Raw genomic sequence first — 12,773 nt, 5'->3', positions numbered from 1 at the left:
CCAACTTATTGCTTGTTCAGTAATTCAACAACCTTTGCTGTGATATCCAGCTCAGGCTTGGCATAAATTGTGGACTGTTTGTTAATCACAACGTCGTAACCGCCTTTTTCAATCATGTCACGGATGACAGCATCCAGACGTGGACGCATTTTCTTTAAAAAAGCCTGCTCTCGCTCACGCTGTTGTAACTGCATTTCCTGTCCCTGACGCTGATACTCGGTCACCAACTTTTGGAACTGCAGATTCTTCTGTTGCAAATCAGCCTGACTGGCACCCGCTGCCTGCGCACTTTGCAGGTCACCCTGCATCTGCTTAACCTGACTTTCCAGTTCAGCTAACTGTGCCGCCTGCGGCTTGAATTCTTCTGTCATTTTCTGACGGAATGCTTCCGCAGCCTGACTGCTCAGTAACGCCTGCTGCACACTCAGTGTGGCAACTTTATCTGCCATGGCCGATGAACTCAGACCCAGTGCAACAACCAGCCCCATCGTTTTAAAAATATTCATCACTTTCTCCTTAGAAAGTCCGGCCCAGTGCAAATTCAAATGTCTGCTCATCATCCCCGGACTTGGAGTTCAGAGGCTGCGCCAGTGCAAATGACAGCGGTCCCACCGGTGTTAGCCAACTGAAACCAATACCCGCTGAATAACGCAGCTCATCAAACTCAATACCCGAATCACAGTTCGTACTACCGGCCAGGCACTCAGTCTGGAATACGTTACCGATATCGAAGAACACCAGCGTACGGATAGAAGATGAGTCTTTAATAAACGGTGCCGGAACAATCAGTTCAACACTACCATCGATCTGCACGTTACCACCGAACGCATCATTCTGGCTGTCCCGCGGCCCCAGCGTATTGGTCTTAAAACCACGAACTGACGTCAGACCACCGCTGAAGTAGTTCCGGTAGAACGGATAATCATTATCCCCCAGCGAACCGGCATAACCTAAACGGCCTCTTGCAGAGATAATCCAGTCTTCTACACTATCCAGCGGCTTATACCACTTATACTCATAACGCTCTGAATGGTACGTCAGATCACTGCCCGGAATGGCTACAGTTAACTCAGCACTCTGATAAGTACCCCGGGTTGGGAATACACGGCGGTTCAGTTTGTTTTCAGTCCAGCGCAATGAAGTCGTGAAATTCAGGTAGCTATCACCTTCTTTTTCGATGAAATCAAATACTTCCTGAGCGGTATTGCTGCCGTTAGTTTTCAGATCAACCTGCTCAGCCCCGACACTGAAATTAATACGCTGGAAGTCGTCAATCGGATAGCCAAAGTTTACCCGCGCGCCAATCTCATCTGTCAGGTAATCACTGACGTTACTGTTAGTGAAGTTTCTTTCCCGGAAAAAGAAGTTAAACCCGCGGCTTACACCATCAACCGTATAATATGGATCTAAATAACTGAATGACAGTTCTTTACGGGTATCAGATTTCTCAACATTGATACCGACCTGCTTACCGGATCCCAGGAAGTTATCCTGCCGTAGCCCCAGGTTCAGAATCAGACCGGACGTACGGGAGAAACCAATACCTGCAGTTAAGCTTCCTGAGTTCTGCTCTTCCAGAACATAGTTGAGATCCACCTGATCATCAGTGCCCGGTACAGGGACTGTTTCCACATCTACTGACTGGAAATACCCTGTCTGTTCTATACGCCCTTTCGAGGTCTCGATCTTTTCTGAAGATGCAAGTGCACCTTCCATCTGAGTAATCGTCCGGCGAGCTGCTTCATCGGAAGTCCCGGTATTACCGGTAATGTTAATCCGGCGAACATAGGTACGCTTACCAGGTGCTACAAAATAACGCAGTGCAACTGTCTTATCGTCTTCATTCAGTTCCGGCACAGGGCTTACATTGGCAAACAGATATCCCTGATCACCCAGTTTACGTTCTACTGCTGTCTGGGAGGTCGTTACTTTTTCTCTGGAGAAAATTTCTCCTTCACTGATCGTCAGGGCCGCCATCAGCTCTTCTTTAGGCACCACCAGATCACCGGTAACATCAACACTGCTGACGCTGTACTGATCACCTTCAGTAATGTTAATACTGATGAATATGTGCTTTTTATCCGGTGATACAGAGACCTGTGTTGAATCAATATTAAAATTCACATAGCCGCGATCCAGGTAAAATGAACGCAAACGTTCAAGATCTCCGGACAATTTTTCACGGGCATAACGACCACTTTTTGTGAAGAACGACCAGAAACCAGGCAGTTTCAGACTGAACAGATCGGTCAGCTCTTCTTCTTCAAAAACGGTGTTACCAACAATATTGATGTGCTGAATCGTTGCGACCTTACCTTCCGTCACATTAATGTTCAGCGCAACCCGGTTACCGGATAGAGGTTCAACTTCAGTCTCAATATCCGCACCGTAACGCCCACGACCAACATAAAGGCGCAACAAATCCTGACGGATCTGATCCAGCGTTGCCCGCTTGAATACATCACCTTCCTTCAAACCGGTTTGTTCCAGGCCTGCCAGCAGTGCTTCGTCATCAATAACACTGTTACCTTCAAGACGAATCAGACTAACCGCCGGGCGCTCTTTTACCCGTAACACCAGAACGTTACCGTCACGCTCCAGCTGAATATCTTCAAAGTATCCGGTTTTAAATAAACGACGCGTCGCACTGGCCAGTTCAGCACTGTCTACCTGTTCACCTGAGTCTATTGCGAAATAGCGTAAAGCCACTCCCGGCTCTACCCGTTGAATCCCCTCAAGACGAATATCTTCTACTGTGAATGTTTCTGCCTGCGCACCAAATGCAAACAAAGCCAGGGAAAACAGAACTCCGAATCTGCGTTTCATGAACCACTTCTTTTCGTCGTTATTTTGGTTATTAAAGCCGCATGAGATCATTAAAGATCGCGACTCCCATCAAGGTAAACAGTACAGCCATACCCAGCCTTAATCCGACTGCCTGCACTTTTTCCGACACCGGTCTGCCCCGAATCATTTCGATGCAGTAGTACACCAGATGCCCGCCGTCCAGCATTGGGATCGGTAACAAATTTAAAATACCCAGGCTAATACTCAGATATGCCAGAAAGCTGGCAAAGGTTTCGATACCCGATGCCGCTGAGGCAGCTGCCACTTTAGCAATGGTTATCGGTCCACTCAAGTTTTTTACCGATAAGATGCCTTCAAGCATTTTCCAAATAGAATCAAGGGTCAGGGTGATCATTTGCCAGGTTTTTCGCACTGCGTGCTCAACCGACTCAAATACGCCGTACTGGACTACACGGTGCATTTCTTCCGGCCACTCAACAGGCTGAACGCCCGCACCGATATAACCCGTAACCTCACCGTTCTCCCAGCGTTTTTCCGCCGGAATAATGGACAACAAGATTACATCGTCGTTCCGTACAACCTCCAGCTGCAATTCCTGACCAGCACTCTTCTGAATCAGCGCAACAAAGTCTTCCCACATACCGGCAGGCACACCGTTCACGCGCACAACTTCATCACCGACCTGTAGCCCACTCAGTTCAGCCTGACCGGAAGGCTCAACCCGGCCGATCACAACAGGCACCTTCGGCCGGTACGCTTCAAGACCAACAGAGCTCAGCGGACTCTCTGTTTCAAGATCCAGCTGCCAATCACGCAAATCAAGATCGTAGCTTTTGCTGGTTTGCTGCGATTCGTACCGTACTTCCATCGGCACTATTGCCTCATCGCCAATACGGGCCGCCAGTCGCAGATTAATGTCATCCCATGTCTGGGTTTCATAACCGTCAACCGCAACAATTTCACCGCCAGGCATAACCCCGGCTACTTCCGCAATACTTTGTGGCTTAACGGATCCGACCACAGGCACAACAGCACTGATACCGGAAAGAAACAGCGCCCAGTAAACAAAGACAGGAAAGATAAGATTGACTAACGGCCCTGCTACAACGACAGCAAAACGCTGCCAGACCGTTTTACGATTAAAAGCTTGTGACTTGAGAGACTCTGGCACATCGCCCTCACGCTCATCAAGCATTGACACATAACCGCCCAAAGGAATAGCGGCAATAACGTATTCAGTATCCAGCTTATCCCGCCAGCGCACCAGCGGTTTACCAAACCCAACAGAAAAACGAAGTACTTTAATGCCGCAACGCCTTGCGACCCAGAAATGACCGTACTCATGGATTGTCACCAAGATTCCCAGGGTAACAATCATCGCAAGAACAGTGGTAAAGAAATCCATAGATCTGACTCCCTGAATTACACAGTAGTCAGCACATGCACACCCAGAACAAACATCGGTGCCGCAGCGGTAATACTATCGATACGATCAAGCACACCGCCATGCCCAGGCAATAACTTGCTGCTGTCTTTAATGCCCCGCTGACGCTTAAGCATACTCTCAAAGAGATCACCCAATACCGATGCAAGACCAGCAATGACAGAAAGCACAATCAGATAGAAACCATCCAGTGCAGAAAAATCCAGATAAACAACAAAACCAACAGCAATCAGAACGCAGCTACCGATACCACCCCAGAAGCCCGCCATGGTTTTACCCGGGCTCACCTTAGGCGCAAGTTTTTTACGCCCCCAGGTCTTACCGGCAAAATATGCACCGATATCCGCTCCCCATACAAGCAACAGGAGCATAAGCAGAAACACACTGCCATCTGGATGCTGACGAATACTTACCAGCGCCATCCAACTGGGCACCAGAACAAGCAAGCCGATAATCATACGTTGCCAACTGGACTGCCAGCCTCTGACAACAGGGAACCTAAGCACCCAGAACAACGCCATTATCCAGAACAAAACAGTCGGCAGCATAAAGTCTTTAAAGTGTTCAACCGGAAGGCTGTAGTCCACCAGCGCTATACAGGCTGCAACAAAAGAGGAGTATGCCACCCGCGCACTTGCAGACGGCACACCTGAAAGATCAGCCCATTCCCAGGCCGCAAATAAAACGATTACACAGGTAAACAGCTTGAAAAGATCGAACGAAAGGAAAAACAGCCCAGCTAATGCACACGGAGCTAAAATCAGGGCGGTAATCAATCGTTGTTTAAGCATTCTCAGACTCTAATTGTTCGCTTGTTTTGCCGAAACGTCGCTCCCGGCCCAAGTAACTTTCAATGGCATGAACCAATGCATACTTATCAAAATCCGGCCACAACAAGTCACTGAAATAGTACTCACTGTAGGCCATCTGCCATATCAGAAAATTACTTACCCGCTGCTCTCCTGCCGTTCTGATACACAAATCAGGGGCAGGAACATCAGCCAGATTAATATATTCACCCAGCATTGTTTCAGTAATATCTGCAGGATTCAGCTGCCCGTCAGCACATGCTTTCGCAAGCTGCTGACAAGCCTGTGTAATATCCCAGCGACCACCGTAATTGGCAGCAATATTCAGCGCAAGCCCGGTATTACCGGCTGTTTGGGCTTCCGCCTTTGCAATTTTATCCTGCAAGCTCTGGCTGAAACGGGACTTGTCACCAATAATACGCAGCCGGATATTATGCTTATGTAACTTACTGACTTCACGATCAAGAGCCCATGCAAAAAGCTCCATCAGCCCTTTTACTTCAAGCGCCGGCCGCTGCCAGTTCTCGCTACTGAAAGCAAACAGAGTAAGTGCTTCAACACCCAGCTCCACACAGCCTTCAATAACACTGCGGACACTGGCAACACCTGCTTTATGACCAGACAGACTGACACGCCTGTGTTTTTTTGCCCAGCGATTATTGCCATCCATAATAATTGCAATATGCCGCGGCACAACCTTCCCTTCCGGAAGGCTAAGATGAAGTTTTTCAGCCATCAACAAAGCACCCGACACCACTTAACAATGGTGCCGGGCATATCCCTATCAGATTTCCATCAGATCCGCTTCTTTCTCTTCAAGAAGCTTATCCACATCGGCAATGAACTTATCCGTTAACTTCTGAATCTGATCTTCACCGCGACGCAAATCGTCTTCGGTGATTTCCTTTTCTTTCAGAAGATCCTTCAGATCACCGTTAGCATCACGGCGAACGTTACGTACAGATACACGGCCTTTTTCCGCTTCCTGACGCGCCTGACGGATATAACCTTTACGGGTTTCCTCTGTCAGCATCGGCATTGGTACACGAATAACAGCACCTGCTGAAGAAGGATTCAGACCCAGATCAGACTTCATGATCGCCTTTTCAATTTCCGGGGCCAGATTATTTTCCCACGGAGAAATAGACAGAGTACGACCATCTTCAACAGAAATGTTAGCTACCTGGCTCAGCGGAACATCAGAGCCATAATAAGACACAGTTACAGTGTCCAGAATACTTGGGTGCGCACGGCCGGTACGAATCTTTTTCAGGTTATTCGCCAGTACTTCCAGGCTCTTTTGCATCCGCTCTTGAGCATCCTGAGCAATCTCATTCAGCATACTTATCTCCTACCGTCTCATTATTATCGATCACGGTGCCTTCATCGCCGCCAACAATCAGATTTGCCAGGGCGCCAGGCTTATTCATATTAAACACACGCAGCGGCATATCATGGTCACGGCTCAGACAGATAGCCGTCAGATCCATTACACCTAACTGTTTTTCAATTGCTTCATCAAAGCTCAGGTGACGGTAACGTCGTGCAGTCGGATCTTTCACCGGATCAGACGTATAAACACCATCAACTTTGGTTGCTTTAATCACGACATCTGCGCCAATTTCGATTCCCCGCAGACAGGCAGCAGAATCCGTCGTAAAGAAAGGATTACCGGTACCGGCAGAGAAAATTACCACATCGCCCTGATTCAGGTAACGCACTGCGTTACGGAAATCATAATCATCAACCACACCGGTCATCGGAATCGCCGACATAACCCGGGTTTTGATGTTTGAACGCTCCAGAGCATCACGCATTGCCAAAGCATTCATTACGGTAGCCAGCATACCCATGTGGTCACCGGTCACCCGGTCCAGACCGGCAGCGCTCAGTGCAGCACCGCGAAACAGGTTACCACCACCGATAACCATACCAACCTGAACACCAATACCTACCAACTGGCCAATTTCCAGCGCCATACGATTCAGAACTTGCGGATCAATACCGAAGTTTTCATCGCCCATAAGGGCTTCGCCGCTGAGTTTTAAAAGAATACGTTTAAATTTTTTGGAAGGCTGACTCGAGGCCGACATTGATTGCGTCTCCACCAAGACTGAAATTAGAAGCAGTGTAACAAGAAAAAAATGGATTGCGCACCTGAAAAGATGAGCAATCCATTAGCAGGCAGGTATTAGCCTTTCAGTTGCTCAGCAACTTCATCAGCGAAGTCTTTCTTCTCGACTTCAATACCTTCACCTACTTCGATACGCACGAAAGAAGCAACGCTTGCGCCTGCATCTTTAACCAGCTGACCAACTTTTACGTCTGGGTTCTTAACGAAAGGCTGTTCAGACAGGCTGTTCTCAGATAAGAACTTGTTGATACGACCAACAACCATCTTCTCAGCGATTTCAGCCGGCTTGCTTGCCATATCAGGCTGCGCCAGGATAATTTCTTTTTCCTTAGCAACAACATCAGCAGGCATGTCTTCTTTGTTAACAACCTGTGGGTTAACAGCAGTTACGTGCATTGCAACGTCTTTAGCCAGCTCAGCGTTACCGCCGTTCAGAGACACCAGCGCAGCCAGGTTACCGGTACCGTGCACGTATGCAGATACTACGTCACCTTCAACCAGCATGATGCGACGAACACCGATGTTCTCACCGATTTTCTGAACCAGTGCGTCACGGGCTTCGCTCAGTTCACCAGCCATCAGTGCTTCAACGTCAGTCTGCTTTTCAGCGAACGCTTTAGCCAGAACAGTCTGACAGAACGCAGCAAAGTTTTCGTCACGGGCAGCGAAGTCAGTTTCAGAGTTAACTTCAACAGCCAGCGCGTAGCTGCTGTCTTCAGCAACCTGAACAACCACAACACCTTCAGCAGCAGTACGGCCAGCTTTTTTAGCAGCCTTCATGCCTGAAGCTTTACGCAGCTCTTCGATAGCCTTGTCAACATCACCATCGGCAGCAGCCAATGCTTTCTTACACTCCATCATACCCAGACCGGTACGATCGCGCAGTTCTTTTACCTGCTTAGCGGAGAAGTTTGCCATTTAATTGTACCCCGTACACAAACTTTTAAATTCACATTGAAAAAAGGGGAGCTTACCGCTCCCCTCTCGCGAGCCCGGACATTATAGTTCCCGGCCGCTTACAGCCTGATTACTCAGCAGCTTCGTTCTGCTCTTCAACTTCGACGAATTCGCCTTTGTCAGCAGCAGTCGCTTCGCTACCTTCAGAGCACGCATCAGCAACAGCTTTAACGTAGATCTGAATAGCGCGCAGAGCATCATCGTTACCTGGGATAACGTAGTCAACGCCGTCTGGGTTGCTGTTAGTATCAACGATACCGATAACAGGAATACCCAGCTTGTTTGCTTCGTTGATAGCGATACGCTCGTGATCAACGTCAACAACAAACAGTGCGTCTGGCAGACCACCCATATCCTTGATACCGCCGATAGAACGCTCCAGCTTTTCCATTTCGCGCTGACGCATCAGAGCTTCTTTCTTGGTCAGCTGAGCAAAAGTACCGTCCTGGCTCTGTGCTTCCAGATCACGGAAACGACGGATAGACTGACGGATAGTCTTGTAGTTAGTCAGCATACCACCTAACCAGCGGTGGTTTACGTACGGCATACCAGAGCGGGTTGCTTCTTCTTTGATGCACTTGCTTGCAGCACGCTTAGTACCAACGAACAGGATCTTGTTCTTGTTACCAGCCATACCTTTAACAACATCCAGCGCACCATTCAGAGCAGGCAGAGTGTGCTCCAGGTTGATGATATGGATCTTGTTGCGAGCACCAAAGATGTACTTACCCATTTTAGGGTTCCAGTAACGGGTCTGGTGACCGAAGTGAACACCTGCTTTCAGCAGGTCACGCATTGTAACTTGTGCCATTTTCAAAATTCCTAATATTAGGGTTAGACCTCCATGCACCCCATCCCCCAACCGCAAGCGGCACCCAAGGCAATGTGTCGGTACATGTGTGGATTATTTATAATTTACGGGCAGTACCGGGATTACCGGCAACAGCTGCGCAAATTTGCGGGCGGATTTATACCATAAACCAAGCATATTTTGAAGTGCTTGTTTTGTTCTTAAGCGCTTAATTCGCTACAATGCGACGCTCAGACTATATAAGAGAGTTCCCGTACAATTTACGGACAAACAACTCTCAACACCGTCCCAGCCAATACAGTTTAAGGGTATATATGAGCATAGTAATTAAGACAGCCGACGCCATCGAAAAAATGCGGGTGGCCGGCCGCCTGGCGGCGGAAGTACTGGAAATGATTGGGCCTTATGTTAAACCAGGCGTCACAACCAATGAAATCAATCAGATCTGTCATGATTACATCGTCAATGAGCAGCAGGCGATTCCTGCGCCACTGAACTATCACGGTTTCCCGAAATCCATCTGCACATCGGTTAACCACGTGGTATGCCACGGTATCCCTAACGATAAGGCACTCAAAAACGGCGATATGATCAACATTGATATCACCGTCATAAAAGATGGTTACCACGGCGATACCAGCAAAATGTTTTTTGTTGGTAAAGCCCAGCCCCATGCAGAACGTCTGGCCAAAATCACTCAGGAATGTCTGTATAAAGCAATGGAACTGGTTAAACCCGGCGCACAGCTTGGCGATATCGGCCATGTCATTCAGCAGCATGCCGAATCCAACCACTACTCAGTGGTTCGCGAGTACTGCGGACACGGCATCGGCGAAGGCTTCCACGAAGACCCTCAGGTACTTCACTACGGCAAAGCCGGCACCGGCGTCACACTGGAAGAAGGCATGATCTTCACCATTGAACCAATGATCAATGCCGGTAAGCGTCACGTTAAGCTTCTGAAACGGGATGGCTGGACGGTTGAAACCGTCGACAAACGCTTATCTGCCCAGTGGGAGCATACAATTCTGGTCACAGCAGATGGTTATGAAGTACTGACCAAGCGTCAGGAAGAAAACTTCTGAATACAAACCTGACACAGGCTTAAAGATGTCCGACACTCTTTTCGCTGCGGATGAAACACTGTTCTGCGCAGCCGAATTCAGCGAAGAACTGGCGGCGGCACCGTCGCCAATAGTCGCTTTCAAACAAACCCTTAAAAAAGCGCGGGCCCTGATGGATGAGCGCTTTATTCAGGGAGAGGACATCCGGAAACTGATCTATGGTCGCGCCTGGCTGGTAGATCAGTTGTTACTGCAGGCCTGGAACCTTTTTGACTGGCCCGATAACGATGGCTTCGCACTCATCGCTGTCGGAGGTTACGGCCGCGGAGAACTGCACCCTCACTCAGATGTAGATTTACTTATCCTGCTCGATGAGACAGAAGATGAGCAGATGCAAGCCAGCATCAGCGGTTTTCTTACCCTTCTCTGGGACATCAATCTGGATATTGGCTCCAGCGTCCGCACCCTGGAAGAGTGCTATCAGGAAGCAGAAAAAGACATCACCATTGCCACCAACCTGATCGAATCCCGTCTTATTACCGGCAACCAACACCTGCATGACAAGATTTTTCACCGGGTTACTTCCGGCGCCTGGAGCGACAAAGAATTCTATCTTGCCAAGATCGAGGAGCAGAAAAGCCGCCACGATAAGACGAACGACACCGAATACAATCTTGAGCCAAACTTAAAAACCTCACCCGGCGGCCTGCGAGACCTGCAGACCATTGGCTGGGTAGCCAAAAGACACTTCGGCACCACCTTTATACATGATCTGGTGGATCACGGTTTCGTTACCGAGTCAGAGCTGGACACCCTCGAGAAAGGCGAACGCTACCTCTGGACCGTTCGGTATGCGCTGCATATGCACTGCAAGCGCCGGGAAGACCGCCTGCTATTTGACCACCAGCGGACACTGGCAGACCTCTTTGGCTATAAAGATCAGGATGGCGCACTGGCCGTTGAACAGTTCATGGTGAAGTACTACCGCGTCGCCAAAACCATGTCCGAATTCAACAACATGCTGCTACAGTATTTTGATGAAGTGATCCTCAGTGTCGGTGAAGAACAGGTAATCGAGCCTCTCAACAAACGCTTTAACCTGCATAACGGCTACATCAAAGCTGCCTACCCGAGCGTTTTTGAACACCATCCTTTTGCCATGATGGAACTGTTCGTCCTGCTGGCAGAAAACGAGCAGATTAAAGGGGTACGGGCTTCTACCATCCGGCTGATCCTGAACAACCGTCACCGGATAGATGATGATTTCCGTAAGGACATCCGCAACATTTCACTGTTCATGGAATTACTGCGGGGTAACCTGAAAGTTTCCACTGAGCTCAAGCGCATGAACCGCTTCGGCATACTGGGACGCTACCTGCCTGAATTTGGCGAAATTATCGGCCAGATGCAGCACGACCTGTTCCACATCTATACCGTTGATGCCCACACACTCAAGGTCATTCAGAAACTGCGCCAGTTCCGGCATACGGATAACAGTGAAAAATTCCCGGTTGCACACAGGATCATTAATCAGATTCCTAAAATTGAACTGATATATATTGCCGGACTTTATCACGATATAGGGAAGGGCCGTGGCGGCGATCACTCCGAATTGGGGGCAGAGGACGTCAAACTTTTCTGCGAACGGCACCACCTTGGTAAATGGGACACCCACCTGGTCACCTGGCTGGTCCGCAACCATCTGTTAATGTCGATGACTGCGCAGCGTAAAGACATTTCTGATCCGGACGTGATTCAGCACTTTGCAAAACAGGTGCGTGACCTGGACCACCTGGATCACCTTTACATACTGACCGTCGCTGACATCAACGCCACCAATCATACACTCTGGAACAGCTGGCGTGCGGCACTGCTTCGCCAACTGTACTCGGATACAAAAATCGCCCTGCAACGGGGGCTGGAAAACCCGATCAACCGGGAAGACCGGATCGAACAAACCCAGCATGAAGCGATGGTACAACTGCAACGTAACGGCTGTGGCGGTATGGAAGTACTCAACTTCTGGGAACACCTGGGTGATGATTACTTCCTGCGTGAACAGGCCCTCAACATTGCCTGGCAAACCCGTGCCATTCTGGAACACGGTGAGTCCGACCTGCCACTGGTTAAGATGCACGAGACCTCGCGGCGGTCATTTGAAGGGGCTACGGAAGTATTTATCTACATGCGCGACCAGCCAAACCTGTTTGCGGCGGCAGCATCTGCACTGGATCAGCTGAATCTGAACATTCAGGATGCCCGCATCATGGTTGCCGATAACAACCAGACACTGAACACCTACACTGTGCTGACTGCAGACAACCAGCCACTGACAGATAACGCCGCCCATCTGGACTATATTCAGCAAAGCCTGGTGAATGCACTCAACAACCCGGAAGAGTACCCGAACATTATTCACCGGCGCATTCCCCGCCAACTGAAACTCTTCGCCAACCCCACACGGGTCAATATTCTGAATGATACCGACAGCCAGCTCACCACTCTGGAAGTCATGACACCGGACCGGCCTGGGTTACTTGCCCGCCTGGGACGAATATTTATGACCCACGGAATTTCAGTGCGCAAAGCTAAAATCGCCAGCATTGGCGAACGGGTGGAAGACTACTTCTTTATCAGCGATATACAGGGCAACCCTCTGACTGACGAAACCCTGTGTGATGCACTGCAAAAAGATATCTGCCAACAACTGGATGAACACATTCAGGCCGAACAATAACCCAGCCTG

At 49.2% G+C, this 12,773-nt stretch carries 11 protein-coding genes; 2 read left to right on the top strand and 9 right to left on the bottom strand.

The features are described 5' to 3' along the window. Window positions 1-5: 5 nt before the first annotated feature. From JYB63_RS18360 to rpsB, 9 genes are all read right to left on the bottom strand, one after another. A complete protein-coding gene (locus JYB63_RS18360) occupies window positions 6-506 on the bottom strand; it encodes an OmpH/Skp family outer membrane protein (protein ID WP_205659371.1) in 501 nt (166 codons plus the stop codon). 10 nt (window positions 507-516) lie between these two features. After that, entirely contained in the window at window positions 517-2,826 is a 2,310-nt protein-coding gene (bamA, locus tag JYB63_RS18355; protein ID WP_205659370.1) for an outer membrane protein assembly factor BamA, read from the bottom strand. 31 nt (window positions 2,827-2,857) lie between these two features. Further along, on the bottom strand, window positions 2,858-4,213 hold the full coding sequence (rseP, locus tag JYB63_RS18350) for a sigma E protease regulator RseP (RefSeq protein WP_205659369.1): 1,356 nt from the start codon (window positions 4,211-4,213) through the stop codon (window positions 2,858-2,860). A 17-nt stretch (window positions 4,214-4,230) separates the two neighbouring features. Then, window positions 4,231-5,043, bottom strand: a complete 813-nt coding sequence (locus JYB63_RS18345) for a phosphatidate cytidylyltransferase (RefSeq protein ID WP_205659368.1) — start codon at window positions 5,041-5,043, stop codon at window positions 4,231-4,233. Next, a complete protein-coding gene (uppS, locus tag JYB63_RS18340) occupies window positions 5,036-5,797 on the bottom strand; it encodes an undecaprenyl pyrophosphate synthase (protein WP_205659367.1) in 762 nt (253 codons plus the stop codon). Before uppS ends, JYB63_RS18345 begins: the two co-directional genes overlap by 8 nt. 48 nt (window positions 5,798-5,845) lie before the next feature. Beyond that, window positions 5,846-6,403: a ribosome recycling factor gene (frr, locus tag JYB63_RS18335; protein WP_205659366.1), complete on the bottom strand. Its 558-nt coding sequence runs from the start codon at window positions 6,401-6,403 to the stop codon at window positions 5,846-5,848. Further along, a complete protein-coding gene (pyrH, locus tag JYB63_RS18330; protein WP_205659365.1) occupies window positions 6,393-7,154 on the bottom strand; it encodes a UMP kinase in 762 nt (253 codons plus the stop codon). Before pyrH ends, frr begins: the two co-directional genes overlap by 11 nt. 98 nt (window positions 7,155-7,252) lie before the next feature. After that, window positions 7,253-8,113 (bottom strand): translation elongation factor Ts, encoded by an 861-nt coding sequence (tsf, locus tag JYB63_RS18325; RefSeq protein ID WP_205659364.1) that lies wholly within the window; start codon window positions 8,111-8,113, stop codon window positions 7,253-7,255. Between the two features lie 109 nt (window positions 8,114-8,222). Then, entirely contained in the window at window positions 8,223-8,963 is a 741-nt protein-coding gene (rpsB, locus tag JYB63_RS18320) for a 30S ribosomal protein S2 (protein ID WP_205659363.1), read from the bottom strand. 221 nt (window positions 8,964-9,184) lie between these two features. Between rpsB and map the strand changes: the two genes are divergently transcribed. Continuing rightward, the gene (map, locus tag JYB63_RS18315; protein ID WP_205659362.1) at window positions 9,185-10,048 is read left to right on the top strand and encodes a type I methionyl aminopeptidase; all 864 of its coding nucleotides are present in this window, start codon (window positions 9,185-9,187) and stop codon (window positions 10,046-10,048) included. Window positions 10,049-10,073: 25 nt separating this feature from the next. After that, window positions 10,074-12,764: a [protein-PII] uridylyltransferase gene (locus JYB63_RS18310; protein WP_205659361.1), complete on the top strand. Its 2,691-nt coding sequence runs from the start codon at window positions 10,074-10,076 to the stop codon at window positions 12,762-12,764. Window positions 12,765-12,773: the final 9 nt, after the last annotated feature.

The organism is Aliamphritea spongicola (assembly GCF_017051665.1).
Taxonomy (GTDB): Bacteria; Pseudomonadota; Gammaproteobacteria; order Pseudomonadales; family Balneatricaceae; genus Amphritea; species Amphritea spongicola.
Note: the sequence above shows the minus strand (reverse complement) of the source record. Positions and strands in the feature narration are given on the sequence as shown.

Bases quoted from the DNA above. Each gene is read 5' to 3' on its own strand.
- JYB63_RS18310 (WP_205659361.1), top strand. From the start codon at position 10,074: ATGTCCGACACTCTTTTCGCTGCGGATGAAACACTGTTCTGCGCAGCC.
- map (WP_205659362.1), top strand. From the start codon at position 9,185: ATGCGACGCTCAGACTATATAAGAGAGTTCCCGTACAATTTACGGACA.
- rpsB (WP_205659363.1), bottom strand. From the start codon at position 8,963: ATGGCACAAGTTACAATGCGTGACCTGCTGAAAGCAGGTGTTCACTTC.
- rseP (WP_205659369.1), bottom strand. From the start codon at position 4,213: ATGGATTTCTTTACCACTGTTCTTGCGATGATTGTTACCCTGGGAATC.
- bamA (WP_205659370.1), bottom strand. From the start codon at position 2,826: ATGAAACGCAGATTCGGAGTTCTGTTTTCCCTGGCTTTGTTTGCATTT.
- frr (WP_205659366.1), bottom strand. From the start codon at position 6,403: ATGCTGAATGAGATTGCTCAGGATGCTCAAGAGCGGATGCAAAAGAGC.
- JYB63_RS18345 (WP_205659368.1), bottom strand. From the start codon at position 5,043: ATGCTTAAACAACGATTGATTACCGCCCTGATTTTAGCTCCGTGTGCA.
- uppS (WP_205659367.1), bottom strand. From the start codon at position 5,797: ATGGCTGAAAAACTTCATCTTAGCCTTCCGGAAGGGAAGGTTGTGCCG.
- tsf (WP_205659364.1), bottom strand. From the start codon at position 8,113: ATGGCAAACTTCTCCGCTAAGCAGGTAAAAGAACTGCGCGATCGTACC.
- pyrH (WP_205659365.1), bottom strand. From the start codon at position 7,154: ATGTCGGCCTCGAGTCAGCCTTCCAAAAAATTTAAACGTATTCTTTTA.
- JYB63_RS18360 (WP_205659371.1), bottom strand. From the start codon at position 506: ATGAATATTTTTAAAACGATGGGGCTGGTTGTTGCACTGGGTCTGAGT.